A 26,402-nucleotide genomic window follows, 5' to 3' on the forward strand; every position below is an offset into this window, starting at 1 on the left:
GCCGCGCGCGAGCCTTCGTCGCTCAGCCGGCGAGCCCGAGCCGCCCGCGCACGAAGTTCAGCAGCACCTCGCGCGCCGTCTCGACCGTCAGGCCCGACTCGCGGCAGTAGCACTGCACGGCCAGCCCGTCGACGATGGCGGCCGTCTCTGACGCGAAGGCCTGCGGGTCGTCGCAGACGAACGCCTCTGACGCCACGCCGTTCTCGACGATCTCCTGCAGCGCGTGCCGCCAGCCGGCGTAGTGGTCGTTCATCCACCGGCCGTACTCGTCGTCGCGCGCCGCAGCCGACCAGAAGTCGAACCAGATCAGCCAGTGCCGACGGGTGTCGGTGTCGGTTCGAAAGAGCCCGCCGAGCAGCAGCGTGAGCGCCGACACCGGGTCGCGTGCCTCACGGGCGCTTCGCTGCAGGGGCTCGTAGAAGTCGGTGGTCTCGCTCTTGACGACCTCCATCAGAACCTCGTCGAGGCCTTTGAAGTGGTACGTGATCGTGCCCGGAGACACCCCGCTCGCCCCAGAGATGTCACGAATGAGAACGTTGAACAGCCCCTTGTCGGCGATGAGGTCGCGCGCCGCATTGATCACCAGCTGGCGGCGAATCTCTGTGGGGTGCCGCTGCCGCTCTGTCGCCGTCTTCGCTCGCGGACGGTTCGCCTTCTGCTCGACCTGGGTCTCCATGTGGCTTTCGTTACTTTCGCTGTCTCGTCAGGCTGAGGTTCGCGGAATCGACGTGCGATACGTTCTCTCGAAGAATAGTTCGTCGCCTTCGAAAGTCGTCACGGTGCTCGCGAGTTCGAACGCGTGTCGTGTCGCCGTGATCACCGAGTGGGTGTGGATGCTCGTCTTCCACTCGCCCCGCTCGAGCGAGATTCGCCACTCCGACTCCGCGCGGGCTGTGAGCGGGTCGTTCTGCTCGATGAAGTAGGTCTCGAGCGCGTCTTCGCTGAAGTGCAGCCCGTCGGGAAAAATGCGGTTGCCGCCGTAGTTCGGGTCGACCGTCACCGTGTAACTCTCGGTCTGCGGCTCGTAGCGCACCTCGCGCTCGGGCCGAACGACGGGCGGCGGCCCAGCCGTCACACCCATCGGCGACGACTGCTCGGCCTCTTCGAAGCTCACGCGACTCGAACCGATCACGGCCGGGTCGAGGTCGTCGAGGGTCAGGATGCTCGCGGCCGCGTCGATCGAGACGGAGCCTCGTTCGCCGTGCGGCCAGATCCACGGCCAGTACGTGGTGGCGAGGGCCAGCCGCAGTTTGTGGCCCGCCGGCACGTGCCACGAGATGGCCGTGAACTCGATGGCCGCGTCGACGAACTCGCCCGGAATCAGTTCGTCGACGGCATCCATACCGTTGCGGTGCAGAAGGTTGATGGCGCCGCGCGTGATGAGGGTCGACGAGCCGTCAGGCGCCACGTCGCAGAGGCGCGCGATGACGGTCGCCCTGGCGGCCGTGCTGCTGACCCGCAGGGTGAGACGCGCGAACCCCAGCAGGTTGATGTCTGAGGTGAGTACCGGGGTCTCGAACACGACCGAGCGGCCGTCTTCGGCGCGCTGGTCGGGTGGCAGGTCAGAGAGGTTTCCGAACGGAAACCAGCGGGCGGCGTCGACGCCGTGGTGCTGCGGGGTGTCGATGAGGGCGACGTTCGAGGCGTCGGTGGCGAGGCTTCGAAGGTCGCTAGCCAGCGAGAAGGTCTTCGACGAGATGTCGGCCGAGGGCCACGACGACAGACCGACCCAGCTGCCCTCGCGCACCGGGTAGTGCGTGGCGGGGCGAACAGACTCCTGGTGGTAGAGACGGAGCGCCGGCTCGTCCATGACACCGGTGTCGATGCCCTTCAGCCAGTGATCCCACCAGCGGAGGGTCTCCTGCAGGAAGCCGATGGTCGGGCCCGGGGTGCGCTGGATGTCGGGGTACTGGTGCGACCACGGGCCGACAATACCCTTCACCGGCGCGTCGAGCTTGTCGACGAGACGCAGAACGGCGTTGCGGTACGGGTCGGCCCAGCCGCCCACCGCGAGAACCGCGGCCTCGATGGCGGAATAGTCTTCGTTCACCGAACCGTGGCGCCAATAGTCGTCGCGCTCCTGGTGCGCGAGCCAGATCTCGGAGAACGGCCGCAGGGCATCCAGTCTCGCCGCCCACATCGAACGCCAGGCGTCACCGACGTGCGCGGGGTCTGGCGGGCGGCTCTGGAAGGCGAGCATGGTGCCGGCCCACGCGCTCATGTCGATGCCGAGCATCGCGCCGCCGTAGTAGTGAACGTCGTCGGCGTAACGGTCATCGGTTGAGCACACCGTGACGATGGCCGCGAGGGCTGGCGGGCGTTCGGCCGCGAGCTGCAACGAGTTGAAACCGCCCCACGAGATGCCGAACATGCCCACCTTGCCGGTGCACCACGGCTGCGCTGCCAGCCACGCGATGACCTCGAGACCGTCGGCCTGTTCCTGCTCGTGGTACTCGTCGAGCATGAGGCCCTGCGAGTCACCGGAGCCGCGCATGTCGACGCGCACCGACGCGTAGCCGTTGCCAGCGTACCAGGGGTGGCGCTGGGCATCGCGCGGGCCTGTCCAGTCGCTGCGGCGGTAGGGCAGGTATTCGAGCAGCGCTGGCACCGGGCTCGCCTCGGCATCGTCTGGCAGCCAGATTGTGGCGGCAAGCAGCGTGCCGTCGCGCATCGGAATCGAGACGTCGGTGAGCACGGTCACGGTGCGGTCGAATTCGGTGCGGATCTTCATGGTGGAGCTGGCCTTTCAGGGTGGGGCGGGGGTGGTGCGGTGTGGCGGAGGGTGATGACTGCGCCGGTCAGGCGCGGGTACCGGATGCGCATGCGACCGGGGGTGCGGCGCTGCGGCCGCCGCGAGCGACAGGCTTCAGGCCGCGACGAACGCCGGCTCGTGGATGAGTTCGGGCAGTGTGGCGTGGCACGTGATGTGATGGGTCTCTGACACCGCGAGATCGGGTGGCGTCACCGTGAGGCACACGTCACGAACGATCGGGCAGCGGCTCGCGAACGGGCAGCCGTGCTCGGGCGGCGCCAGCGGCACCTCGTCTGCGACCTTCTCGAGCGTGTCGGAGTGCTCGTCACCGAGCTCGATCACCGCGTCGAGCAGCAGCCGTGTGTACGGGTGCGAGACGTTCGCGAAGATCTGCTCGACCGTGCCCTCTTCGACGATGCGCCCGAGGTACAGCACGATCACGCGGTCGGCGATCGCCCGCACCACCGCCAGGTCGTGGGTGATGAAGAGGAACCCGATCTGCTTCGACGTTGCGAGCGTGTCGACGAGTCGCAGAATCGACGACTGCACCGAGACGTCGAGCGCCGAGACGATCTCGTCGGCGAGCACGAGCTGCGGCTGGGCCGAGATCGCCCGCGCAATGCCGACCCGCTGGCGCTCACCGCCCGACAGCTGCCCGGGCAGACGCTCGGAGTACGACCCGGGCAACTCGACGTCGCTGAGGGCACCCGCCACACTCGCGCCGCGCACCTTGAACAGGTCGATGGGGCGCTGGATGGCCGCTTCGACACTCTTGCGCGGGTTCAACGAGGTGTCGGCATTCTGAAAGATGAGTTGCACGGCCTGGCGCTCGGCCTTGGAGCGCCGAGCCACCGTCGCCGCGAGCGGCGCACCGCCACCACGTGCAGCAGAACCGGCGCCACCGCCCGCGCCGGCCGCGCGACGGCCTGCACCAGCAGCAGCCCCAGCCCCCGCGAGCGTGATGCTCCCCGCCGCCGGCCGCTGCAACCCCGCGATGGTCGTCGCTATCGTCGACTTGCCAGAGCCAGACTCCCCCACCAGCGCGACGATCTCGCCCGCGGCGACATCGAAACTCACACCCTGCACCGTGGGCCCCGTTCCGGCCACAGGCCGCCGCCGGTAGTCGACCGACAGGTCGCGAACCGACAGCACCACGGGCGCATCCACCGGAGCGACGCGCAGCGTGACCTCGTCGCTCTGCACCCACTCGGCATCAGCATCGAGCGCCTGGTGGTCGAGGCTCGGCGGAATACCCGGTCGATCGATGCGCGGCACACTCGCGATGAGCCCTCGGGTGTAGGGATGCCCGGGCGAGCCCAGCACCTGTCGAACCCCACCGAACTCCACGATCTCTCCCATACGCAGCACCGCCACGTCGGAGCACATCTTGTCGATGACTCCGAGGTCGTGGCTCACGATCACCATCGACATGCTGCGGGAGCGCTGCAGGTCGAGCAACAGGTCGAGAATTGCCGCCTGGGTCACCACATCGAGGCCGGTGGTGGGTTCATCCAGTACCAGCACGGTCGGGTCGGAGGCGAGCGCGATGGCAATACCGATGCGCTGCTGCTGGCCGCCCGAGAACTGGTGCGGGTACCGGTCGAGCGCCGCCCGCGGGTTCGGCAGCCGAACGAGCCGCAGCAGTTCTTCTGCACGCTCGCGCTGGGCCCGCTTGTCGCCGCGGAGCCCGTGCAGCGACTCGGCGATCTGCTCACGGATCTTCATGGTGGGCGTGAGAGCATTGCCCGCATTCTGCGGCACCATCGCCACCTCATTGATGCGAAAACGGCGAAGCTCTGCCGAGCCGAGTGCGAAGACGTCGTTGCCGGCCACGCTCACAGTTCCGCCGGAGATAAACGACGTCGAACGCAGCGACCCGAGCAGCGCGCCAGCGAGGGTCGACTTGCCCGAACCCGATTCGCCGACGAGGCCGAGAACGCGGCCCCGCTCGAGCGACACAGACACGTTCTTCAGTACGTCGACCTGCCGGGCGTTCGCCCCGCTGCCGGTGCGATACGACACGGTGAGGTCGTCGACCCCGACAACCTGCTCTGTGGTGTTCATCAGCCGAGTACCTCTTTCATGCGGTCGATGCCGAAGCTCTTGGCGAGCCCGTCTGCGGCCAGGTTGAGCCCCACGATCAGGGTGGCGAGGGCCACGATCGGCGCCACCGTCGACAGGGGTGCGATGGCCATCAGGTTGCGGTTCTCCGCCACCATGAGGCCCCAATCGGGGGTGGGTGGGTTGGCGCCGAAGCCGAGGAACGAGAGCGAGCTGATGAGCAGCACGATCCACGAGGCTCGCATGGCGAATTCGACCAGAATCACGTCGAGCACGTTCGGGAACACCTCGCGCAGCAGAATCGAGAACATGCCCTCACCGCGGGCGCGGGCGGCCGTGATGAAGTCTTTGCTGAGCACATCGAGAATGGCGGCGCGAACCACGCGGGTCACACCCCCGGTGTAGACCACGACGGCGGCGAACACGATGACCCACTGGCCGCTGCCGAACACGGTGACGATCACCAGCAGCGACAGAATGGCGGGAATAGCGAGAATCGAGTCGAGCACCCGCGTGATGACCTCGTCGACGATGCCGCCTCGAAAGGCTGCGATGCCCGCGATGAGCGAACCGAGGGCCACCGTGATGACGGTCGCGGCGAAACTCACCGTGAGCGCGTACTGACCGCCGTAGAGCGTACGGGTCAGAATGTCGCGCCCGAGCGCATCGGCGCCGAGCAGGTGAGCACCCGACGGGTCGGCCAGCGCCGACATCGCGTCGTTGGTCGTGGGGTTGTACGGCGTCAGCACCGGCGCGAAGATCGCCAGAATGATCTGCAGAATCACCAGGCCGAAGCCCACCGTGGCGCTCTTCGACGAGAGAATCGAGCGCACTACCCGGCGAGCGGATGCCCGATTCTGTGTGAATCTGCTCGAAACTGTCACGGCGGTCATCGTGCGCTCCTTGAGTGCCTGAGGCGCGGGTTCAGCGCAATCGAAATGAGGTCGGCGAGCAGGTTGCACACCACGAACACCACCGCACTCAGAACGGTGATGAGAAGAATGACCGGCAGGTCGCGGGTCTGCACCGACTGGATCATGAGCGTGCCGATGCCCGGGTAGTTGAAGATGCTCTCGACCACCACCACACCGCCCACGAGCCACGCCACGTTCATCGCGATCACGTTGAGGGTGGGCAGCATGGCGCTCGGCAGGATGTGCTTGAACACGATGCGGCCGAGCGAGTTGCCCTTCAGCACCGCGGTGCGCACGAACTCGCTGTCGGAGACGTCGATGACCGAGGTTCGCATCATGCGGATGATGTAGGCGCTCAGCACGAAGATGAGGGCCACCGCCGGCAGCGTCACCGAGGGCAGAAGCTCAGCAATTGTCGCGTTCTGGCCGGCCACCACCACCGCGGGGAAGAACGGAATAGTGATGGAGAACAGCAGCACGAGAACCGTCGCCACCACGAACTCTGGCACGCTCATGCCCACCAGGGCGATGGTCGAGATGGCAACGTCTGGCCACTTGTCGCGCAGCAGCCCGGCCACCATTCCGAGCACGAGGGCGAGGGTGATGCCCACCACGATGGTGATCACGGCGAGCAGCGAGGTGTTGACGAGCGCGCGGCCCACCTCGGCTCCCACGCTCTGGTGCGAGACCAGCGACGTGCCGAAGTCGCCGTGCAGGGCACCGCCCAGCCATGAGAAGAAGCGGGCGATGGCCGGTTGGTCGAGGCCCAGCTGGCCGCGGAGGGTGGCCACGGCATCCGGAGTCGCATTCTGACCGAGGATCTGGGTCGCTGCATCGCCAGGCAGCAGTTGGATCGCAGTGAACACCAGCACCGTTGCGAGCAGCACGGTGACCACAGAAAGCGCAACGCGCCTGGCGATGAGCAGTGTCATCAGACGGCCTCGAAACCGATCTTTAGGTAGTCGAACTCGAAGCCGTGCTCGTCGTAGTTGACGATCTTCTTGCTCAGGCCCACGAGACGGTCGGAGAAGAACGGGGTGAGCGAGCCACCGTCGTCGATCAGAATCTTCTGAGCGTCTTGGTAGAGCGTCTTTCGTTTGGCGTCGTCGACCGTGGCACGGGCCGCGTCGAGCGTCTGGTCGAACGTGGGGTTCGAGTAGGCGGTCTCGTTGTACGAGGAGCCCGAGCGGAAGATCTGGTTCAGAAGCTGGTCGATGGGCCGCCCGGTGTACCAGTAGGTGGCCATCAGCGGCTTCTTCATCCACACATCGGTGTAGTACGAGTCGGCCGAGGCGTTCACCACGTTGAGCGTGATGTTCGACGGCGCCATCGAGCCCTTGAGGGCGAGGGCGAGCGGGGTGAGTACCGGGTCGTACGTCGAGGTGTAGATGTCGCTGGTGAACGAATCCATGCCGGCCTGCTTCAGCAGCGACTTCGACTTGTCGGGGTCGTAGTCGAGCCCGTAGTCGAGGTAATACGCCTCGGTCGGCGGCACCGGGTTGTTCTTGGCCACAGTTCCGTAGTTCTGAACCGAGAGTTGCAGCACCTCGGTGGGGTTGTACGCGTGGGCGAGGGCCTGGCGCACGAGCGGGTTCGAGAACTCGGCGCTCGAGTTGAGCATAGGCACCGGGTACCACTGGGCGTTCTTGATGGTCGACACGGTGACGGTCGTCGACGCGGTGACGAGCTTGGCCGAGGCGAAGTCGAGGTTCGTCTGGGCGATGAAGTCGACCTGGCCGGCGAGCAGCGCGTTCACGCGGGCCTGGGTGTCGGCGATCGATGAGAACTCGATGCTGTCGAGCATCGGCTTGTCTCCGAAGTAGCTCTCATTGCGGGCCACAGCGCCGGGGCCGGCTGCCGTGAAGCTCGTGAGCGAGAACGGGCCGGTGCCGATGCCGCTGGCACCGATGGTCGCGGCCGAGCCGGCGGGGATGATGTAGCAGTTGTACCCCGCGAGCAGGCTGGCGAACTCCGCGTTCGGTGAGCTGAGCGCGAAGACCACGGTGGTTGCGGTGGGCGCGCTGATCGAGCTGCCCGTGAGAAACGGGCTGAGCACGCCGGCCTGGGGTGAGGCGGTCGCCGGGTCGAGAATGTGCTGCATCGTGTAGACGACATCCGCAGAGGTGAAGGGCTTGCCGTCGTGCCAGGAGACATCGCTTCGCAGTGTGAAGGTCCAGGTCATGGCGTCGGGGGTCTGCTGCCACGAGGCGGCGAGGTCGGGCAGCAGGCTGCCGGAGGTCGAGAGCTTCACCAGGCGGTTGTACAGAGCGCCGAGGTACTCGTAGGCCGAGAGCGAGCTGGCCGGGTCGAGGGTCTCGGCCTTGGATGCCGGTGGCCGAGCAATGCGCAGAATGCCGCCCTTGGCAGCCGTACCCGTGCGCGGAGCCCCGATGGCGTTCGTGGTGGCGCCCCCGCCGCCGGTGCTGCAGCCGGCCAGTAGCGTAGGAACAATAACGCCGAGAGCCGCACCGAAGATGACGTTCCTCCGGCTCAGCTGGTGGCCCTTCACGGTGTCGAGTAGACGATCCATCGAGTTGTCACATCCTTTGAGTTATTTGGTTTGGCGCAATACTATTTGTTCTAGCGTACGAATAGCTCGCTTTTAATAACAATTCAATCGGCAGAATTTACAGGCCGGAAACACACCGTTACGGAGAACCGATTGAGGAGCTGGCTGCTCAGACCCGATGTACTGATGGTGGTCACATCGGCGCCGACCTACGTGGCTACAAGACAGGCCCTCACCGGTTTGTCACCGCAAGACCTCACGGCGGTGCGATTTCTGGGCGCCGCCGTCGTACTCGGCATCTTTCTGCTCGTGAGGCGGCAGAGCCTTCGCCTGCGCACCCGGCACCTGCCCCGCATGATCGCAACAGCCCTGCTCGGCTACGCCGGCTACGGGTTGCTGCTGAACGTCGGGCAGACCACCGTGCCCGCCGGAACGACGAGCCTACTGCTGAACATCTCGCCCGTTTTTGCGTTCTTCCTGGGCTTCGTGGTGCTGAAAGAACGAACCTCCCTGCTCGGCTACACCGGCATCGTGGTGGCCGTGATCGGCGTCGTCATCATCACACTGGGTGGCTCATCAGCCGTCGGCTTCAACATGAGCGCTCTCTACATCGTCGCCGCCGCGCTCGTGCTCGCAGTCTTCCTCATCGTGCAGCAGCCACTCCTTCGCGAGTTGCCGGCCGTCGAAGTGGTCTTCTGGGGCAGCGCCCTCGGTGGTCTCGCCACCCTGCCGGCCACCGACTTCGCGGGCGGCGTCAACCAGAGCCAGCTCGGCGTGGGCTTCTGGTTCGCCCTTCTCGTGCTGATCGTCGTCAGCACGTGCCTGGCATACGGGTTCTGGAACGTCTCACTCGCCCGCACCAGCGTCGCGCAAGGCGGTTCGCTGCTCTACGTCGTACCCGTGTTCTCACTTCTGCTCGGCTGGTGGTTGTTCGGCGAAGTGCCGAGCATCGCCGCCTGGATCGGCGGGGTGCTCGCGCTGGCCGGTGTGGTAGTGCTGTCGATTGCACGGCCGAGGGTGCGCTCCAGCGCGCTCCCGGCCGTGCAGGTGGTGCCGTGAATGCTGCCGCGCGCGGGCTGCATGGTGCCATGAAAGCGCTGCTGTGACCGGGCCCGAGGTACACGAGGAGAACGTGCGGGTCGAGCTGAGCGCTGCCGCAGAACGGATGCTCGCGGGGGTGTGTGGAGCGGCCATCCGGAGCCTCGGGGCAACCCTCGTGACCGTGTCGCTGTGGCGCCCCGAGCAGCACGATCTGGTGCGCATCGCCTCGAACCTGCCCGCGGTGTATCGCGTCGGAGGCATCTCGAGCGGGCTCGGGGCCGATTGGGTGCGCCAGTGCGTCATCGACCAGGTGTCGTTCATCGCCGAAGACGAGGCTGCCGTCACCTCTGACGCCTTCGAGCACCACGACGTACTGGCTGCGCTCAATCTCGGCGCTGCGATCAATGCCGTCATCGCGCGCAACGGGGTCTTCTACGGCTGCCTGAACGTGCTCGGCCCGGCGGGCAGCTTCACCGAGGCGCAGCTCATCGAGGCCGACGCACTCGCCGCCCGTCTCATCGACACGCTCGCCGGGTTGTAGAGCGACCTCCGGTGTGGTGGCCGCCCGCGGCCCGCACGACGGCACTGGCAGCTACAGCTACAGCTACAGCTACAGCGGCAGCCGCAAGCCTCAGTGGCCGCCGCCGCGCGGGCGCAGGCGGGTCTCCTCGAGATCGAGCATGGCCTGCGCCTCGGCGAGGATGCGCGAGGCGTAGTCTCCGCGGCTTCGAATGTCGAGCAGCGCCTGCCGCTCGGCCGCCACCACGGCGAGCCTCAGCTCGCGGTACACCTGGTGCGGGGTGTCGTCGGTGGTACCGGTGAGCTCTTTCGAGCGCTCCCAGGCCGACTCTGTGCGCAGGAACGACGACTGCCGAACACGCTCGATGACGTCAGGATCGACGGGGGTGGTCTCACCGAGGGCGGCGGCCGGGTCATCCAGAACCGTCAGCCCCTGCCCACTGATCTCGTCGATGAGCCGCGCCAGTTCGCGGCGATCGTCGGCCACGTCGATGCCCTGGATGCCCACCAGCCGGATGAGCCACGGCAGCGTTCCGCCCTGCACGACGAGCGTCGCCACGGCGACCGTGAAGGCAATGAGAATGAGCTGGTCGCGGTAGGGCGTCTCTTCGGGCAGCGATTGCGCCGCGGCGAGCGTCACCACGCCGCGCATGCCCGACCAGCCGAGCACGACTCCCCCGCGCCAGTCGACGCCTTCACGCCGCAGCTGCTGCAGGTCGGCACGCTGCCTCGCGTACGTTCGCTCAGCGAACCGTCGCCGCCGGGCCTGCCGAGGGCCGGTGACCGGCAGAGTTCTGACGTAGTCGAGGGCCAGCCGCCGGTTCAGGGTCTTCTTCTCGGCGTGCTGGGCGCGCCGCTGCAACCCGAGTACCAGCGGGCCCGACCAGACGAACCGCAGCACAATGAGAGCGACGGTGGCGATCAGGCCGATGCTCACCGACTCCCACACCCCGATGGCCGAGGGGTGCTCGTTGACGTTCTCGATGAGCGTGCGAATCTCGAGCCCGATCAGCAGAAAGACGCCGTTCTCGAGAAAGAACTGCACGGTTCGCCAGTTGATGCGGTCGCTGATTCTCGACTGGGCCGAGAAGTGGCTCGGCGCCGCGTGGCCGGTGTAGAGGCCGGCGACGACGACGGCGAGAACTCCGGATGCTCCCAACGCCTCCGCCGGGGCGAACGCGGCAAAAGGCACCACAAACGAAATCGCAGTGTCGAGTACCGGGTCGTTCAGCTTCGACCTGACGAACACCGTGACGAACCCCACCGCCAGCCCGATGACGATGGCGACGACTACTGCGTAGAAGAAGTCGGCCACCCCCGCCCACGGGCTCGCCAGCGCGCCAACAGCGGCGGCCGACGCCGAGCGCAGCAGCACGAGGGCTGTTGCGTCGTTGACGAGGCCCTCGCCTTCGAGCACGGTGAGCAGTCGCGGCGGCAGCCCCAGCCGGCGGCCAACCGAGGTGGCGGCCACGGCGTCGGGCGGACTGATGATGGCGCCGAGCGCGATGGCAGCTGCGAGGTTCAGATCGGGCAGCAGCGTGTACAGCAGAAACCCGGTGCCGAAGGCGGTGATGAGCACGAGCACCACTGACAGGCTGGTGATCGTGCCGAGATTGCGCCGAAAATCGACCACCGGAACCGCGATGGCGGCGGCATAGAGAATCGGCGGCAGCAGCCCGTCGAGCACGTACTCGTGCGGAATCTCGATCTCCGGCACCCCTGGCAAGTACGACAGACCGACGCCCACGACCACCAGAATGATGGGCGCCGCCACCCCGAGACGCTGAGCGAACGCGGCAACGCCAACGATCACCGCGACCCCGACCACGGCGTAGATCCCGAGCTCCATACCCGCCAGACTATCGGCAGGCTTTCGTTTGGGCAGGCATAGGCTGAAAGCATGAAACACATCACACTGGGAACAGACGGCCCCGACGTTTCACGCCTCGGCCTCGGCTGCATGGGAATGAGCGACTACTACACGGGCAGCGGCACTGACGAGGCGGGGTCGATTGCGACCATCCATCGGGCCCTCGAAATCGGCATCACCTTCTTCGACACCGCGGAGATCTACGGCCCGTTCGTCAACGAAGAGCTGGTGGGCCGCGCCCTTGGCAACCGCCGCGGCGAGGTCACTCTTGCCACCAAGTTCGGCTTCGTGCTGCACCGCGGTGACGGCAGCCGCGGGCTCGACGGCAGCCCCGAGAACGCGCGCCTGGCGCTCGAGGGCTCACTGAAGCGGCTCGGCACCGACTACATCGACATCTTCTACCAGCACCGCATGGATCCGAAGGTGCCCATCGAAGAGACCGTCGGCGAGCTGGCGAAGTTCGTCGAAGAGGGCAAGATTCGCTACATCGGCCTGTCGGAGGCCGCGCCGGAGACCATTCGCCGGGCTCACGCCGTGCATCCGGTGACCGCGTTGCAGACCGAGTACTCGCTCTGGAGCCGCGACCCCGAGGCCGAGGTTCTGCCGACCGTACGCGAACTCGGAATCGGGTTCGTGCCCTACTCGCCGCTCGGGCGCGGGTTTCTGACCGGAACGATCCGCTCGGTCGACCAGCTCGACGCGAACGACTTCAGGCGCACGAGCCCGCGATTCGAAGGCGACAACCTCGAAGCGAACATCCGCATCGTCGAACAGGTCGATCTCGTGGCGGCAGAGCTCGGCGCGAAGCCCGGCCAGGTCGCGCTCGCCTGGCTACTGGCGCAGGGCGACGACATCGCACCCATTCCCGGCACGAAGCGTGTGAGTTACCTCGAAGAGAACGCGGCGTCGGATGCCCTCACGCTGACAATCGAACAGCTGGCCACTCTCGACGCCGTCGCTGCCCCCTCGGGCGAGCGTTACGCCGATATGTCGTCGGTGAACCGCTAGCGGCAGGCCGACCGCGAATCAGCTCAGGTCGCCTCGGAGTCGTGCGGGGTGACCTGGGCGGCTTCGGCACGCTCGGTCTTGCTACGGGTGAGGTAGGCCGGTTCGGGCGGAGACAGGTGCGACCCTGTGAAGGGCTGGTCGCCAGCGAGCGGGTCGACAGGCAACTGATTCACCGGCAACTGGCTCGCGATCAGAGGGTCGACCGATGCGGCAGCCGCTGCGGCCGGCGCCATGGGTGCCGTTGTGGGCTTCACCGGCACCGCCTCGGGGTCTTCGAGAAGCGCATCGCGAATGATGCGACGCGGGTCGTACTGCCGGGGGTCGAGCTTCTTCCACTCGATCTCGTCGAAGTCGGGCCCCATCTCCTCTTTCATGCGCGTCTTCGCACCATTGGTGAAATCACGCAACTGGCGCACGAACTTCGCGAGCACCGAGGCATAGTGGGGCAGGCGCTCTGGGCCGATCACGAAGGCCGCAATGACGCCGATGATTATCAGCTTCTCAAACGTCAACCCGAACATGCGTAAAGACTACCCTGTGTTGCCAGAGATACTGCGAGCCTTCCCTCACCTACCGCTGGCGGTGTCTAAGCTGACCTCCGGAGGCAATACCTGTGTCAAAAGAGACCAACTGGAAGTATGCAGAAGACATCGTCGCTGAGCCGGCGGTGATAGCGCTGGCACGCGCCCACTCCATCGAGTTGGGGGTCGAAGCAGTGTCTCCCGGCATCGGTGCGCAGCTTGCAGTCATTGCCGCGGCGACGGCCGCGAAGTCGATCATCGAGGTTGGCACCGGAGTGGGGGTTTCGGGGCTCTGGCTGCTCGCCGGCGCACCCCTGGCCACCTTCACCTCGATCGACACCGAGGTCGACCGGCAGCAATCGGCCCGCGCCGCGTTCATCAGCCAGGGCGCAGCGGCCAACCGTGTTCGCCTGATCACCGGCCGTGCCAACGACGTGCTCCCGCGCATGAACGAGGGCTCGTACGACCTGGTTCTGATCGACGCCGACCCCGAGTCGGTGATCGAGTACGTCGAGCACGGCCTGCGCCTCGCCCGTGTCGGGGGCACCGTACTCGTGCCGCACGCACTCTGGCGCGACCGCGTGGCAGACCCGGTGCAGCGCGACGACACCGTGGCAGACTTCCGCTCCCTCATCAGCGAGATCACCCAGTCGAGTGCCGTCATCACGGCACTCTCGCCCATTGGCGACGGGCTGCTCCAGATCACGAAACTCCTCGGCTGACTTTCTGCGCCGAGACGAACGAATGCCCCGGGCCGCGGCCCGGGGCATTCGTCATCTGTAGAGGTCAGGCAGCGGTGACAACGCCGGCGAGGGCGTCGTGCAGTTCTTTAGCCTCGGCGTCGTTGACAGAGACCACAAGCCTTCCGCCTCCTTCAAGAGGAACGCGCACGATGATGAGGCGCCCTTCTTTAACAGCCTCCATCGGGCCGTCTCCGGTCCTGGGTTTCATGGCGGCCATGCGGCATCCCCTTTCGTGGTGTCGTACATCTATTATCGTTCATGAGCGGCCCGGGAGAAAACTCCGCCCGCCAGAGGCGTAACACCGGGCATCACGGCGGGGTCCAGTCGGCGCCGTCGACGCCCCAGCAGAGCAGCAGCCAGCCCCACTGCGCGGCGAGGAACAGCAGAACGACGAGAACTCGGTAGATGCGCGACTTCGGCAGAGCGATGACACCGAGCAGCGGGAAGAGGGGCATCAGCAGCCGAAAGACGCTCGATTGAGGAAAGAAAACGGCCAACAGGTACAGTGCGTACGCGATCACCCAGAACCGTAGATCGAGCGAGATGCGCCGCACACCCTTGGTGAGCATGAACAGCGCGAAGGCGACGACGAGCAGCACCACCACCACGGCACCCGCCGGTGCGCCCAGCCACCAGTTGCCGCCCTGGATCCACGATGTGAATGGCACGAGGTGCGAATACCCGATGTACGACGCGCGCCACGCGAGTTCGGTCTCGGTGTAGGCGGAGAAGTACCCCGTTCCGATCCACGCGATGATGCTCCACGCCAACCCCATGACGCCGCTGAAGACCGTTGCCGCGACGGCGAGAACCCGCTGGCCGGTGGGGAACGGATCGCGCTCCCGCACCCACCAGCGATGAGCGATGTGGATGGCGAGAAAAAGAGCGAATGCCAGCCCACTGGGCCGCGTCAGCGACATCACGAGGATGATCGGAAACAGCAGCACGTACCGCCGGGTGACCACGAAGTAGAGCCCGAGCATGAGCAGGAACGTGTACATCGACTCGGCGTAGGCCACCTGAAACAACGGAGACACCGGCGAGATGCAGAACAACAGCACAGCGAACAGCGTCGTACCGGCCGGCAGCGTGAGCCGCATCAGCTTGTAGAACACCAGTGTCGCACCGAGGCCGAACACGAATGAGATCGCGACGGAGGTGTACTCCCACGGCACGCTGGTGACCTCGGTGACCCCGCGCACCAGAAACGGGTAGCCGGGCAGGAACGCCCAGGCGTTCTGGCTCACATGCCCCGACGTGCTGAGGGGCAGTTGGCCGGGGTAGCCCCAGTAGGCGATGATCTTGTACCAGGTGCCGTCCCAGATCGAGGCGTAGTCCCAGTACGAGGGGCTCGCCCCCGTCCATGGGTTCTTACCCTGCACGCTCGCCAGCGCGAGCAGCATCACGGTGGTGACCACCCGCGCCGCGAGATACACGAGCGTGACGGTGAGCCACCAGGGGCTGCTGAACCGCCGGCTCCGGATGCCCGGCCCCCGGTCATCCGGAGCCGGCGTCTCTGCTGGCAGAGCCCTGTCGTCGAGCGCCTGGGTCATCTGCCTACTCTTTCGAGAGCCACAGGCGAAGCGCCCGCTCGCAGTCGATGATCTGCGAGGTGAGCACCCGCTCGTCGTCGGCGTGCGCCTTGAGGGGGTCGCCGGGGCCGAAGTTCACCGCGGGGGTGCCGAGGGCCGAGAAGCGGGCCACGTCGGTCCAGCCGTACTTGGGTTTGGCCTCGCCGCCGACGGCCGCGAGAAACTGCTGGGCCAGAGGCGCGTCGAGCCCGGGGCGGGCACCCTCGGCGAGGTCGACAACCGTTATCTCGTACTCGCCGAACAGTTCATGCATGTGCGCGATCGCCTCGTCGGCCGAGCGGCTGGGCGCGAAACGGTAGTTGATGTGCACCATGGCCTCGTCAGGAATCACGTTGCCGGCGACGCCGCCCGAGATGCCCACGGCATTCAGACCCTCGCGGTAGACCAGCCCGTCGACCTCGACCTCACGCGCTCGATAGGCCGCAAGCGTGTCGAGAATGGGCGCGATGCGATGGATGGCATTCGTGCCGACCCACCCGCGTGCCGAGTGCGAGCGCAGGCCGAACGCGCGCACCTCGATGCGGAGGTTGCCGTTGCAGCCGCCCTCGATCTGACTGTTGCTCGGCTCGCCCAGAATGGCGAAGTCGCCCTCGAACAGGTCGGGGCGGTTCGCTGCCAGTCGACCGAGGCCGTTCAACGCTGCAGACACCTCTTCGTGGTCGTACCACATCCAGGTGATGTCGACCGTGGGCTCGGTGAGCTCGGCGGCGAGCTTCAGCTGCACGGCGACACCCGCCTTCATGTCGACCGTGCCGCGGCCCCAGAGGTACTCGAGCCCGTCGATGGTCTCGAAGCGGGTGGGCAGGTTGTCGTTCAGCGGAACCGTGTCGATGTGCCCGGCGATCACCACGCGCTGCGATCGCCCGAGGTTCGTACGGGCCACGATCGTGTCGCCGTCACGGATGATCTCGAGGTGCCCGAACCCGGCGAGGGCGGCCTCGATGGCGTCGGCCAGCGGCTTCTCGTCGCCCGACACCGACTCGAAATCGCAGATCTGGCGAGTGAGTTCGACCGACGAGGCGGCAAGGTCGAGCACGTTCTGGGCGCGGGGGTCGGTCAGCATTGCTCAAGTTTATGGTGGCCGAACCGAACCCCAGCACTGAACTACCCTTGAATCATGAGTAATGCATGGGGCTACGGCCTCGCCACGATCGCCGGCAACGGAACAGTTCTCGACACGTGGTTCGCCGCGCCCCGCCTCGGCCGGCTCTCGGAGGAGACCGAACCGTGGGTGATTCCCGCCGAACTCGAAGAGGCGGCCGGGGCCGATGAGCGCCGCAACGTGCGGCTCGAAGTGGTGACGGTCGAGATCGACCTCGCCGCGGCGCCGCTGACGACCAGCGATGCGTACCTGCGCCTGCACCTGCTCTCGCACCTGCTCGTGAAGCCCAACACCCTCAACCTCGACGGCATCTTCGCTCACCTGCCCATCGTGGTGTGGACCAACGCCGGGCCGGTGCTGCCCGCCGACTTCGACCGCCTGAGGCTGTCGCTGCAGCGCCACGGAATCGCCGCGCACGGCATCGACAAGTTCCCGCGCCTGCTCGACTATGTGAGCCCCGACCGTGTACGCATCGCCGATGCGTCGCGGGTTCGGCTCGGCGCGTACCTCGCGCCCGGCACCACGGTCATGCACGAGGGTTTCGTGAACTTCAACGCCGGCACGCTCGGCACGTCGATGGTCGAGGGTCGCGTATCACAGGGGGTCGTCGTCGGTGACGGGTCGGATGTGGGCGGTGGGGCATCCATCATGGGCACCCTCTCGGGCGGCGGCACGCAGCGGGTATCGATCGGCGAGCGCGCCTTGCTCGGCGCGAACTCGGGCATCGGTATCTCGATCGGTGATGACTCGGTCGTCGAGGCCGGTCTCTATGTGACGGCGGGCACGAAGGTCGTCGTCGTGGGCTCAGCGCCCCGGGCCGACGGATCGGCGCAGACCGTCAAGGCCGTCGAGCTGTCGGGCGTGCCCAACCTGCTGTTTCGGCGCAACTCGCTCTCGGGCGCGGTCGAAGTGCTCTCGCGCGCCGGCTCTGGTGTCACGCTGAACACCGTTCTGCACGCCTGACCCGCTGCGCGCCCCGCCTGACCCGCTGCGCGCCCCGCCTGACCCGCTGCGCGCGCCGACTCCCCGCTGCGCCCCCGCCTCCCCCGCTCGCCGCGGCCAAGGTGGTGTCAGCGCGTCGGGAAGTCGCGCATGGGGCTGCCCAGGTAGAGCTGCTGGGGGCGCCCGATCTTGGTGGCCGGGTCGGTCTGCATCTCACGCCAGTGCGCGATCCAGCCGGGAAGCCGGCCGATGGCGAACAGCACGGTGAACATGCGGGTGGGAAAACCCATCGCCTTGTAGATGACACCCGTGTAGAAATCGACGTTCGGGTACAGCCGGCGCGAGATGAAGTAGTCGTCGGCCAGCGCGATGGCTTCGAGTTCTTTGGCGATGTCGAGCAGGTCGTCTTTGACGCCGAGCGCCGCGAGAACCTCGTCGGCCGCCTCTTTGACGAGCTTCGCCCGCGGGTCGTAGTTCTTGTAGACGCGGTGGCCGAAGCCCATCAGGCGAACACCCGCCTCTTTGTTCTTGACGCGCTCGACGAACTTCTCGACGCCTTCGCCGGAGTCGCGAATCTGCGCGAGCATGGTGAGAACGGCCTCGTTCGCGCCGCCGTGCAGCGGGCCGTAGAGCGCGTTGATGCCGGCCGAGATCGAGGCGAACATGTTTGCCTCGGTCGAGCCCACGAGGCGAACCGTCGAGGTCGACGCGTTCTGCTCGTGGTCTTCGTGCAGAATGAGCAGCCGCTCGAGCGCCTTCGACAGCACCGGGTTGATGACGTACGGCTCGGCCATGGTGCCGAAGTTCAGCCGCAGAAAGTTGTCGATGAAGCTCAGGCTGTTGTCGGGGTACAGAAACGCCTGGCCCAGGCTCTTCTTGTGCGCATACGCTGCCATCACCGGCAGCTTCGCCAGCAGGCGAATCGTCGAGATCTCGACGTGCTCGGGGTTACGCGGGTCGAGCGAGTCTTGGTAGTACGTCGACAGGGCTGAGATGCCTGCCGAGAGCACCGACATGGGGTGGGCGTCGTGCGGCAGCGCATCGAAGAAGCTCTTCAGGTCTTCGTGCAGCAGCGTGTGGTGCCGGATGCGCGTGTCGAAGTCTTCGAGCTCCGTCGGTGTCGGCAGTTCGCCGTAGATCAGAAGCCAGGCGGTCTCGAGGTATGTCGACTTCTCGGCGATCTGATCGATGGGGTACCCGCGGTAGCGCAGAATTCCCTTGTCGCCGTCGATGTAGGTGATGTTCGAGCGGGTCGCCGACGTGTTCACGAAGCCGTAGTCGAGCGTTGTCAGCCCCGTCTGCCGTGTGAGGGTGGAGATGTCGATCGACGATGCCCCGTCGACACTCGTCAGAATGGGGAACTGCGCCGTTCCGCCCGGGAAGTGCAGGGTTGCAGTGTTCGGTTCAGCACTGGCGGTCACGTTCGCCTCAGCAGCTGTCGCCTCGTTCAAATCGCCCACAGCGCCTCCTTGAGATATATGGGATTGCACACTCAGCCTAAAGGACGCACGGCTCCGAGCCGAACGGCCGCCTCCGCGATGCGCTCGTCTGTCGCTGTGAGTGAGAAGCGTACGTGCTCGGGGTAGTGGCTTCCGTAGAAATGACCCGGACCGGCCACGATACCGAGCTCTGCCAGCTCTGAAATGGTCTGCCAGCCGTCGACACCGGCGGTCGCCCAGAGATAGAGCCCCGCCTCGCTGTGATCGATTCGCAGCCCCCACGCCTCGAGCGCCGCCTTCAGCACGTCGCGGCGTGCGCGGTAGAGCGACTTCTGGCGTGCCACATGCTCGTCGTCGCCGAGGGCGAGCACCATCGCGGTCTGAACCGGTGACGGCGGCATCATTCCGGCGTGTTTGCGCACGGTGAGCAGCCTCGAGATGAGGGCCTCGTCGCCGGCCACGAACGCGGCGCGGTAACCGGCGAGATTTGATTGCTTGCTGAGCGAGTAGGCCGCGAGAATGCCGGTGAGGTCTCCCCCGGTCACGCGCTCGTCGAGCACGCTCGGCACGGGCTCGGTGGCCCACCGGCCATCCCAGCCGAGTTCGGCGTAGCATTCGTCGCTCGCGACGATGGCGCCGAGCTCACGGGCGCGATTGACCGCTGCCCGCAACGCCTCGACATCGAGCACGCGGCCGTCGGGGTTGCCGGGTGAGTTCAACCAGACGAGCTTGGTGTCGGCCGGCCAGAGCGCGGGGTCATCTGCCGCAACCGCCCGGGCTCCCGCCAGCGTGGCTCCCACGGCGTAGGTGGGGTACGCGGCCAGTGGATGCACGACCGCATCTCCCTCGCCGAGACCCAGCATGAACGGCAACCAGGCCACGAGCTCTTTCGACCCGATAGTGGGCAGAACCTGAGCCTCGCTGAGCCCGGCGACCCCGCGACGACGCGCAAACCAGGCCGCGATCGCGCGTTGCAGAGCGGGGGTACCCGCCGTCGCAGGGTAGGAATGGGCATCCGTCGCCGCAGCGAGCGCGCCACGGATGAGCGGCGGCGTGGGGTCGACAGGCGAACCGATCGAGAGGTCGACCAGCCCGCCCGGGTGCTCTGCGGCACGTTCGACGAACGGCACCATCTGATCCCACGGGTAGTCGGGCAGCGGCCCGAGGCTCACGCCGGGGTCACTTGGGGCGGCAGAGCCGAAATGACCGGGTGGTCTTTGGCGATGACGCCGACCTTCGCGGCCCCACCGGGCGAACCGATGTCGGTGAAGAACTCGACGTTGGCCTTGTAGTAGTCGGCCCACTCGGCGGGCAGATCGTCTTCGTAGTAGATGGCCTCGACCGGGCACACCGGCTCACACGCACCGCAGTCGACGCACTCGTCGGGGTGGATGTACAGCGATCGTTCACCCTCGTAGATGCAGTCGACGGGGCATTCGTCGATGCACGCCCGGTCTTTGACATCGACACACGGCAAAGCGATGACATAAGTCACAGTGGTGAAATCCCTTCGAAACGGCAGTTTTATTCTAAGCGTCGGCTGAGGTGCGGCGAACCGGCCTCTTCGGCCACGCGAGAATGACGAGCGCCACAATGGTGGGCGCGAAGGTCCACACATAGCCCTGAGGTGTGGCCGGAATGAGCACCGAGCCGCCGCGACTGGGCAGGCTGAGCAGCGACACCATGCCCACGAGACCCACCGCCGCCAGAATGGCGACCGTGCGACTCGGCAGTACCAGACGGAGGCCGAGCAGCAGCAGCGCGCTGGCCAGAACGGCCATGATCACGCCGATGGGAACGTCGAACAGACCGAAGAAACTGAAGCTGGCCTGGTTGACCACCGTGCCGAGCATGGCGAACACCGCACCGAGCAGCAGACCCACGACCCAGCTCGCCACCCGCACGAACCACGACTCGCCCACTGCAGCGGGCTCACTGTACGACATCACGATTGCCTTTCGTTGTTGCGCTTCAATTTAGCGACCCAACCTGAACGCTGTACCGTGTAAACGGCGATGGAGCCGTGTTCTGTAGAGCTTCTGTTTCGAATCGACCACGAGGAACCTGTTTCGTGAAATCCACACCTGGCGCACTGGCTCTGGCCGTCGTCATCATCGCACTCGCTCTCACGGGGTGCGCCCGAAGCACGACCGGCACCACTGGCGCCCAGGCTCAGACCGTGCAGTCGGAGGGGTTCGTCGCCCTGCAGCTGCGCGAGTCGAACAACGACTTCGCGCTCTACGCCCGGCAACAGGCCGAGCAGCTGCAGACCGCCACCGACGAGTTCGCGGCCGCATACTCCTCCGGCAACGATGAGCTCGCGCGATCGCTGTATGCCCCGTCGCGCATGTTCTACAACCGTCTGCTGGCCGTCTCAGATTCGTTCAGCGACCTCACGGCGCGGCTCGACCTGAGGGCATCCGATCTCGCTCCCGGTGCCACCCTCACCGGCTGGCACGCTGTAGAGCAAGACCTGTACCCGCCGGCCGGCACAGTGCCGCTCTCCGCGGCCGCACGGTCGAGCCTCGCCCGCCAGCTCTCTGACGACACGTACGCACTCAACCAGCGCATCATGGCGCTTCGCCCCTCGGTCGACCAGCAGACCACGGGGGCAGCGACGCTGATGCTCACACTCGGCCTGAACGCGGCGAGCGGCACCCAAGACGCGGCCTCGCACACCGATCTGAACGATCTGCAGGGCTACCTCGACGGCGTGCGCGTGGTGTTCGAAGGAATTCGCGACGTTCTGGTCACGCAAGACGCAGCTCTGGCCACCACCCTCGACCACGAGTTCGACGGGGTGCAGGGGTCGCTGAACGCTGAACGCAGCGGCGTTCTGATGAAGACGTTCGACGCCGTCGCACCCGCCGACCGCGCCTCTCTGCAGTCCAAGGTCGCAGCCCTGGCAAGTTCGCTCGCCCAGATCACGCCCACCATGGGCGCGGTCACCGGCGCGTCGCAGTAGCGCACCGCACTGCACTGCACCGCACTGGCGCCGCGCAGTACCGCCCCGCAGTGCCGCACCGCAGTACCGCACGTCGCAGCCGTCAGGCGAACAGCGCCTTGCCGAAGTAGTCGCCGGCCGCACTCAGGCCGGGCGGCACCGCGAACACACCCGATCCGACGTGGCGGATGTACTCGTTCAGCCGGTCGTTGGCGCCCAGCTTCGACTGCAGCTGTGAGAACTGCGCCGGGTCTTTCTGGTACGAGATGAACATGAGCCCGGCATCCAGTCTCCCCACACTGTCGATGCCGTCGGTGAAGTTGTAGCCGCGACGCAGAATCTTGGTGCCGTTGTTGTTCTCGTGCGCTGCCAGTGCGACGTGCGCGTTCACGGGAATGACCGGCGTGCCATCGGCGGCCTTCACCGCGAAGTCGGGCGTGTCGAATTCGCCCGTTCCGCTGAGCGGTGCACCCTCAGCCTTGGTGCGCCCGAAGACCGCGTGCTGGTCGCCGATGCCGTCGGAATCCCACGTCTCGATCAGCATGTGGATCTTGCGGGCAACGAGGTACGAGCCACCGGTCATCCAGCTCTGGTCGCTGTCTGCCCCCACCCACACCTGCTGCGCGAAGTCGTCGTCGCTTGAAATGTTGCGCGTGCCGTCTTTGAAGCCCATCAGGTTGCGCGGCGTGGTCTGGCCGGTGCCTCTGGATGCCCTCCCGAACCCCTGCACCGTCCACCGTGTCGTCGCGGTGGTTCTGGCCATGCGCGCAAGGTTGCGTATCGCGTGGTACGCCACCTGCGGATCGCTGGCACACGCCTGCACACAGATGTCGCCACCCGTGAAGGCTGGTGTCAGGGCATCGCTCGCAAACGCAGGCAGGTCTTTCAGCGCCGCGGGCTTGTACTTCGCCCAGCCGAACCGACCATCGAACATCGACGGCGCGAAGCCAACCGTCACCGTCAGCTGGTTCGCTCCCATGCCGGCGGCTTCGCCCGTGTCACCGGGCACCGCCTGGGCTCGGTCGGGCTCGACCGAGCCCACCGCAAGGCCCTGGGTGTACTGCGCAATGGCGGCAGACCACTTCGCCAGCATCACCTGCAACTCGCTGGCCGAGGTGGTGGTCACGTCGAACACCATGAACACGAGGTGGTCTTGTGGGGGCGTGGCTATGCCGGCCTGGTGCGCCCCGTAGAACGGGTACACCTCGTCGGCAGCTGCGACGGCCGCCGGGCCGGTGCCGCTCGCGGCAGCACCGCTCAGCCCGGTCGCCACCACTCCGGCAGCGGCGCCGGCCGCAGCACTCGAGACGGCGCCCGCGAAGAACGCCCGACGGGAGAACCCGCGAGGCGCCTCTTCGCTCGACCCGTCGTCAGACGTTTCGCCAGAACTGCGTTGTGTCATCGGTTACGCCGTCGCCACCTTTTCGCTGATCTGGCTGAGCGGCTGCTGCAGGGCCTGGATGGCCTGGGTGAGCTTCGTGGCATCAGATGCTTTGAGCGCCTCGGTGTACAGGTCGTAACCGCCGAGAGCGGAGGCATCCTTGTAGGTGGCCAGCAGCGCGTTCACGGAGTCGAACTGGGTGCTGATCGATGCCGTGAGGTTCGCATCGATCGTGCTGAGCGCGGGCTTCAGATACTCGAACGCCTGCTCTGACCCTTCGACGTTGGCCGCGAAGTCGACGAGGTCGATGTGGCTGTAGGCCTCTTCTTCGCCGGTGATCTTCGACGACTGAACCTCTTCGAGCAGACCCGAGGCGCCGTTCGCAAGCTCTTCGGGCTTGTATGTGAGGCCCTTGGTGAGGGTCTGCAGCTGCGCGATGTCGGCGACGAGCTTGGTGCTCAGCGTCTTGGTCGATGCACTGATTGCGCCGGTCTCGAAGAGGTCTTTCTCGATGGGGTGAAACCCCGTCCACTCGGTACCGGGGTCGACGTCGGCGACGCGAGCATCGACCTCAGGGTCGAGGTCGGCGAAGCTCTCGGCAACCGGCTCGATGCGCTCGTAGAACGGGCGGGCGACGGCGTAGGCCTTCTGGGCCGCAGCGACATCGCCTGACTGGATCGCGGCATCCAGAGCGGCCACGGCGGTCACGAGAGCCGCCGACTGGTCTTCGACATAGGCGCCGTAGCCGGTCGTACCGGTGGTGAGCAGCGTCTGCACGTCACTGGCGGTGCTTGCCGCAGCGCCGGTGACAACGAAGTCAGTGTTCTCGGCCGAGGCACCCGGGCAGTTCAGCTGGTAGGTGCCGCCGCCGAGGGTGACGGTGAAGGTGGCGGGCTGCAGGCCCGCGACGATGTTCTCCCGCTCGCCCAGAATGCGCTTGTCGCTCATCAGCTCGACCTCGCTGAGGCCGGCCGCGTCGGTGTTGGTCACGGTGAACGTGACGGGGCCGGCGGGTGCCGTGGCGTAGTCCATGGCGCAGCTCGAACCGCTGAGGGTGACCTTGATCTGCGTGGCACCGTTGGCGACGGGTGCGGTGCCGCCAGCCGAGGCGGTTGAGCCCGCAGTGGTCGACCCCGCGCTACAACCGGCGAGCAGCATGCTTCCGGCGACGAGGCCGGTCAACAGGGCGAGGCGGGCGGCGCGGCGGGTGGCCGGGCTATTTCGTGACGACGTCATGTAGGTCGAGCTCCTTGAGATCAGAATCGGGCGAGAGAGAATCGGGGGCGCCGGATGCCCGGGCAGCGTCGCCCGCACCGCCGGGCTCTGGCAGGGCGGTGCCGCGTCGCCGCGAGGCGCGAAAGCCTCTGAGGCCGGCGAGCAGCAGCACGAGGGCGGCCACTGCGAGCACGGCGGGCAGGGAGGTCTTGAAGAGCTGCGTCTCGGCGACATCGGATTGCCACGCCGAGAGCTCAGCCGCGACCGCTTCGGTGTGTTGGCTGTCGAGGCTCCACGAAAGCGACTCGGCCGCCGTGTCGCCCGCTGTCACCGTGACCGTGCGAGCGGCCGTGAGACCGCCGCCGGAGAGAGCGAGAGTGGTGACCGTCGACCGCGAGGCGTCGAGGAGGGTTGTGCCGACCGCCCAGACGTGCTCAGTGACGCTCACCTTCCAGGCGGCGGTGAACGGGCCAGGGTTGGTCTGCCGGTTGATTCCGACCGGGGTGCGACCACCGTTCAGCGTGTCGAGGTCGGCGAGCGTGAGGGTGGTGGGAAGCGTGGTGGGAGTGACCGTGGAGTCGAGTGACCAGGTGCGGGCATCCTGACCCAGATGCGTGTCAGCGGTCGACGCCGACGACTCGAGGAGGGTCGAGGTCGAATTGGCGAGAACTGTTGTTTCAAGAGCGAGGCGTGCATCACTGCCGGTGAGCTGGGCCGTGCCTAGCTGGCGGCCATCGGTGCCGGTAAGGGCGGCGGGGCCCGTGCCGAGAGTGGGCGGGGCGGGCGCGGGAACGGCGACCACCAGGACGAGGGCGGCGATCGCGGCGGCACCGGCGAGCGAGAACTGCACGCGGTAGGCGTGGATGCCCGGGCGAAGCTTCACGGGCCACAGCACGAAGAGCAGAACGGGCACGAGGTACAGCGCCCAACCGAGCACCTCGATGACGCGGGGGTCGGCGGGGATGCCCAGAACGCCGGTGATGAGGGCGGCCTGAACCGAGCCACCGGGAGCCAGCCAGGCCAGGTCGACGGTGGTGTTCTGGCCGACGACGATCCAGCCGGCTTCATGAGCCGTGCGGAGGGCGCTCATCACGAGGCCGGCCGCGACGAACACCAGGAAGACACCCGTGACGGTGAAGAACTTGCCGAGGTTCAGCCGCACACCGCCGCGGTAGATGCCGTAGCCGATCAGAACAGCGAGCAGCAGGCCGAGGAGAGCGCCGAGGCCTGCGGTCAGCGGGCTCACCGACGATTGGAACGCCGCCAGCATGAAGACGGAGGTCTCGAAGCCCTCGCGCAGCACCGCGAGGAAGGCCATGCCGGCCAGCGCGAGAACCGAACCGTTCTTGATGGCTTCGGTGGCGGTCGACTCGAGTTCGCGGCGCATGGTGCGGGCGTGCTTGCTCATCCACACGATCATGGCGGTGACCATGACCACGGCCACGGCGCCGATGATCGATTCCATGCCCTCTTGCTCAGCCTGGGGTAGGCCCACCGAGATGACCTCGAGAATCGCGCCGACGGCAACCGAGAGCACCATGGCGGCGATGACGCCGATCCACATCGACTTCAGCGAGTGGCCGTTGCGCTTCAGAAAGGCCGCGATGATTCCAACGATGAGCGCCGCCTCGAGGCCTTCACGAAGGCCGATGACGAACGTTGCAAGCACGAAGAAGCTCCAGCGGTGGGTGCCCGCAGAGGTGCCGCGGGACGGTTGTGATGAGAACGCCTGAATCGGCCGAACAAAGGTAAGCCTACACTTAGTAAGGTTCGGCTGTGCTAACCAGAATTCGCGCTCATCCGAGTTCGAAGCTGGCGCTCAGGTCTCGCAACGCCCCGGCCCGCGTGC

24 protein-coding genes are annotated in these 26,402 nt (G+C 66.6%); 6 read left to right on the plus strand and 18 right to left on the minus strand.

Going from position 1 to position 26,402, the window contains the following annotated elements; genetic code table 11:
* Positions 1–22 precede the first annotated feature (22 nt).
* The 6 genes from D4765_RS09270 to D4765_RS09295 all read right to left on the minus strand — a co-directional run bounded on the left by D4765_RS09270 (position 23) and on the right by D4765_RS09295 (position 8,257).
* A complete protein-coding gene (locus D4765_RS09270) occupies positions 23–676 on the minus strand; it encodes a TetR/AcrR family transcriptional regulator (protein ID WP_136642013.1) in 654 nt (217 codons plus the stop codon).
* 27 nt (positions 677–703) lie between these two features.
* A complete protein-coding gene (locus D4765_RS09275) occupies positions 704–2,731 on the minus strand; it encodes a CocE/NonD family hydrolase (RefSeq protein WP_136642014.1) in 2,028 nt (675 codons plus the stop codon).
* Positions 2,732–2,866: 135 nt separating this feature from the next.
* On the minus strand, positions 2,867–4,816 hold the full coding sequence (locus D4765_RS19960) for an ABC transporter ATP-binding protein (RefSeq protein ID WP_136642015.1): 1,950 nt from the start codon (positions 4,814–4,816) through the stop codon (positions 2,867–2,869).
* Positions 4,816–5,706, minus strand: coding sequence for an ABC transporter permease (locus tag D4765_RS09285; RefSeq protein WP_136642016.1), 891 nt, complete (start codon positions 5,704–5,706; stop codon positions 4,816–4,818). Before D4765_RS09285 ends, D4765_RS19960 begins: the two co-directional genes overlap by 1 nt.
* Complete coding sequence (locus D4765_RS09290; protein WP_136642017.1) at positions 5,703–6,659, minus strand: ABC transporter permease; 957 nt, start codon at positions 6,657–6,659, stop codon at positions 5,703–5,705. Before D4765_RS09290 ends, D4765_RS09285 begins: the two co-directional genes overlap by 4 nt.
* Positions 6,659–8,257: an ABC transporter substrate-binding protein gene (locus D4765_RS09295; RefSeq protein ID WP_136642018.1), complete on the minus strand. Its 1,599-nt coding sequence runs from the start codon at positions 8,255–8,257 to the stop codon at positions 6,659–6,661. The genes D4765_RS09290 and D4765_RS09295 overlap by 1 nt, the downstream gene beginning before the upstream one ends.
* 165 nt (positions 8,258–8,422) lie before the next feature.
* Between D4765_RS09295 and D4765_RS09300 the strand changes: the two genes are divergently transcribed.
* Both D4765_RS09300 and D4765_RS09305 read left to right on the plus strand, forming a co-directional pair.
* Positions 8,423–9,295 carry a DMT family transporter gene (locus tag D4765_RS09300; protein WP_136642019.1) on the plus strand — a complete coding sequence of 291 codons (873 nt, stop codon included), beginning with the start codon at positions 8,423–8,425 and terminating at the stop codon, positions 9,293–9,295.
* A gap of 43 nt (positions 9,296–9,338) precedes the next feature.
* A complete protein-coding gene (locus D4765_RS09305) occupies positions 9,339–9,818 on the plus strand; it encodes a hypothetical protein (RefSeq protein WP_136642020.1) in 480 nt (159 codons plus the stop codon).
* Between the two features lie 90 nt (positions 9,819–9,908).
* On the opposite strand, the gene D4765_RS09310 is transcribed toward D4765_RS09305, so the two are convergent.
* Entirely contained in the window at positions 9,909–11,645 is a 1,737-nt protein-coding gene (locus D4765_RS09310) for a cation:proton antiporter (protein WP_136642021.1), read from the minus strand.
* A gap of 51 nt (positions 11,646–11,696) precedes the next feature.
* On the opposite strand from D4765_RS09310, the gene D4765_RS09315 reads away from it, so the two are divergent.
* On the plus strand, positions 11,697–12,674 hold the full coding sequence (locus tag D4765_RS09315; RefSeq protein WP_136642022.1) for an aldo/keto reductase: 978 nt from the start codon (positions 11,697–11,699) through the stop codon (positions 12,672–12,674).
* Positions 12,675–12,697: 23 nt separating this feature from the next.
* Here D4765_RS09315 and D4765_RS20135 read toward each other — a convergent pair whose 3' ends face one another.
* Complete coding sequence (locus D4765_RS20135; RefSeq protein WP_416351990.1) at positions 12,698–13,195, minus strand: twin-arginine translocase TatA/TatE family subunit; 498 nt, start codon at positions 13,193–13,195, stop codon at positions 12,698–12,700.
* Positions 13,196–13,287: 92 nt separating this feature from the next.
* Between D4765_RS20135 and D4765_RS09325 the strand changes: the two genes are divergently transcribed.
* A complete protein-coding gene (locus D4765_RS09325; protein ID WP_136642023.1) occupies positions 13,288–13,917 on the plus strand; it encodes an O-methyltransferase in 630 nt (209 codons plus the stop codon).
* A gap of 64 nt (positions 13,918–13,981) precedes the next feature.
* Here D4765_RS09325 and D4765_RS09330 read toward each other — a convergent pair whose 3' ends face one another.
* The 3 genes from D4765_RS09330 to dapE form a co-directional block, all read right to left on the minus strand.
* A complete protein-coding gene (locus D4765_RS09330) occupies positions 13,982–14,155 on the minus strand; it encodes a DUF3117 domain-containing protein (RefSeq protein ID WP_136642024.1) in 174 nt (57 codons plus the stop codon).
* Positions 14,156–14,246: 91 nt separating this feature from the next.
* The gene (locus D4765_RS09335) at positions 14,247–15,491 is read right to left on the minus strand and encodes a hypothetical protein (protein WP_237280342.1); all 1,245 of its coding nucleotides are present in this window, start codon (positions 15,489–15,491) and stop codon (positions 14,247–14,249) included.
* A gap of 4 nt (positions 15,492–15,495) precedes the next feature.
* Entirely contained in the window at positions 15,496–16,593 is a 1,098-nt protein-coding gene (gene dapE, locus D4765_RS09340; protein ID WP_136642025.1) for a succinyl-diaminopimelate desuccinylase, read from the minus strand.
* A 54-nt stretch (positions 16,594–16,647) separates the two neighbouring features.
* Here dapE and dapD point away from each other — a divergent pair, with 54 nt between their 5' ends.
* Positions 16,648–17,595, plus strand: a complete 948-nt coding sequence (gene dapD / locus D4765_RS09345; protein ID WP_136642026.1) for a 2,3,4,5-tetrahydropyridine-2,6-dicarboxylate N-succinyltransferase — start codon at positions 16,648–16,650, stop codon at positions 17,593–17,595.
* A gap of 107 nt (positions 17,596–17,702) precedes the next feature.
* Here the strand turns inward: dapD and D4765_RS09350 are convergent, their stop codons facing one another.
* The 4 genes from D4765_RS09350 to D4765_RS09365 form a co-directional block, all read right to left on the minus strand.
* The gene (locus tag D4765_RS09350) at positions 17,703–18,995 is read right to left on the minus strand and encodes a citrate synthase (protein WP_136642059.1); all 1,293 of its coding nucleotides are present in this window, start codon (positions 18,993–18,995) and stop codon (positions 17,703–17,705) included.
* Between the two features lie 71 nt (positions 18,996–19,066).
* Positions 19,067–20,185, minus strand: coding sequence for a succinyldiaminopimelate transaminase (gene dapC, locus D4765_RS09355; RefSeq protein ID WP_136642027.1), 1,119 nt, complete (start codon positions 20,183–20,185; stop codon positions 19,067–19,069).
* Complete coding sequence (fdxA, locus tag D4765_RS09360; protein WP_136642028.1) at positions 20,182–20,508, minus strand: ferredoxin; 327 nt, start codon at positions 20,506–20,508, stop codon at positions 20,182–20,184. The genes dapC and fdxA overlap by 4 nt, the downstream gene beginning before the upstream one ends.
* A gap of 34 nt (positions 20,509–20,542) precedes the next feature.
* On the minus strand, positions 20,543–20,959 hold the full coding sequence (locus tag D4765_RS09365; RefSeq protein ID WP_136642029.1) for a hypothetical protein: 417 nt from the start codon (positions 20,957–20,959) through the stop codon (positions 20,543–20,545).
* Between the two features lie 125 nt (positions 20,960–21,084).
* On the opposite strand from D4765_RS09365, the gene D4765_RS09370 reads away from it, so the two are divergent.
* Entirely contained in the window at positions 21,085–21,978 is an 894-nt protein-coding gene (locus tag D4765_RS09370; RefSeq protein WP_161580401.1) for an EfeM/EfeO family lipoprotein, read from the plus strand.
* A gap of 82 nt (positions 21,979–22,060) precedes the next feature.
* Here the strand turns inward: D4765_RS09370 and efeB are convergent, their stop codons facing one another.
* From efeB to efeU, 3 genes are read right to left on the minus strand one after another with little or no spacing between them, the layout of a single operon-like run.
* Positions 22,061–23,359, minus strand: coding sequence for an iron uptake transporter deferrochelatase/peroxidase subunit (efeB, locus tag D4765_RS09375; protein WP_136642031.1), 1,299 nt, complete (start codon positions 23,357–23,359; stop codon positions 22,061–22,063).
* A 3-nt stretch (positions 23,360–23,362) separates the two neighbouring features.
* The gene (gene efeO / locus D4765_RS09380) at positions 23,363–24,574 is read right to left on the minus strand and encodes an iron uptake system protein EfeO (RefSeq protein WP_201799274.1); all 1,212 of its coding nucleotides are present in this window, start codon (positions 24,572–24,574) and stop codon (positions 23,363–23,365) included.
* Positions 24,555–26,222, minus strand: a complete 1,668-nt coding sequence (efeU, locus tag D4765_RS19455; RefSeq protein ID WP_201799275.1) for an iron uptake transporter permease EfeU — start codon at positions 26,220–26,222, stop codon at positions 24,555–24,557. Before efeU ends, efeO begins: the two co-directional genes overlap by 20 nt.
* Positions 26,223–26,402 lie beyond the last annotated feature (180 nt).

This window comes from Subtercola vilae (assembly GCF_004923255.1).
GTDB classification, from domain to species: domain Bacteria; phylum Actinomycetota; class Actinomycetes; order Actinomycetales; family Microbacteriaceae; genus Subtercola; species Subtercola vilae.

What these genes read in the sequence shown, in the direction of transcription:
- D4765_RS09270 (WP_136642013.1), bottom strand. Translation starts at nt 676, where the DNA reads ATGGAGACCCAGGTCGAGCAGAAGGCGAACCGTCCGCGAGCGAAGACG.
- D4765_RS09275 (WP_136642014.1), bottom strand. Translation starts at nt 2,731, where the DNA reads ATGAAGATCCGCACCGAATTCGACCGCACCGTGACCGTGCTCACCGAC.
- D4765_RS19960 (WP_136642015.1), bottom strand. Translation starts at nt 4,816, where the DNA reads ATGAACACCACAGAGCAGGTTGTCGGGGTCGACGACCTCACCGTGTCG.
- D4765_RS09285 (WP_136642016.1), bottom strand. Translation starts at nt 5,706, where the DNA reads ATGACCGCCGTGACAGTTTCGAGCAGATTCACACAGAATCGGGCATCC.
- D4765_RS09290 (WP_136642017.1), bottom strand. Translation starts at nt 6,659, where the DNA reads ATGACACTGCTCATCGCCAGGCGCGTTGCGCTTTCTGTGGTCACCGTG.
- D4765_RS09295 (WP_136642018.1), bottom strand. Translation starts at nt 8,257, where the DNA reads ATGGATCGTCTACTCGACACCGTGAAGGGCCACCAGCTGAGCCGGAGG.
- D4765_RS09300 (WP_136642019.1), top strand. Translation starts at nt 8,423, where the DNA reads ATGGTGGTCACATCGGCGCCGACCTACGTGGCTACAAGACAGGCCCTC.
- D4765_RS09310 (WP_136642021.1), bottom strand. Translation starts at nt 11,645, where the DNA reads ATGGAGCTCGGGATCTACGCCGTGGTCGGGGTCGCGGTGATCGTTGGC.
- D4765_RS09315 (WP_136642022.1), top strand. Translation starts at nt 11,697, where the DNA reads ATGAAACACATCACACTGGGAACAGACGGCCCCGACGTTTCACGCCTC.
- D4765_RS20135 (WP_416351990.1), bottom strand. Translation starts at nt 13,195, where the DNA reads ATGTTCGGGTTGACGTTTGAGAAGCTGATAATCATCGGCGTCATTGCG.
- D4765_RS09330 (WP_136642024.1), bottom strand. Translation starts at nt 14,155, where the DNA reads ATGGCCGCCATGAAACCCAGGACCGGAGACGGCCCGATGGAGGCTGTT.
- D4765_RS09335 (WP_237280342.1), bottom strand. Translation starts at nt 15,491, where the DNA reads ATGACCCAGGCGCTCGACGACAGGGCTCTGCCAGCAGAGACGCCGGCT.
- dapE (WP_136642025.1), bottom strand. Translation starts at nt 16,593, where the DNA reads ATGCTGACCGACCCCCGCGCCCAGAACGTGCTCGACCTTGCCGCCTCG.
- dapD (WP_136642026.1), top strand. Translation starts at nt 16,648, where the DNA reads ATGAGTAATGCATGGGGCTACGGCCTCGCCACGATCGCCGGCAACGGA.
- D4765_RS09365 (WP_136642029.1), bottom strand. Translation starts at nt 20,959, where the DNA reads ATGTCGTACAGTGAGCCCGCTGCAGTGGGCGAGTCGTGGTTCGTGCGG.
- efeB (WP_136642031.1), bottom strand. Translation starts at nt 23,359, where the DNA reads ATGACACAACGCAGTTCTGGCGAAACGTCTGACGACGGGTCGAGCGAA.
- efeO (WP_201799274.1), bottom strand. Translation starts at nt 24,574, where the DNA reads ATGACGTCGTCACGAAATAGCCCGGCCACCCGCCGCGCCGCCCGCCTC.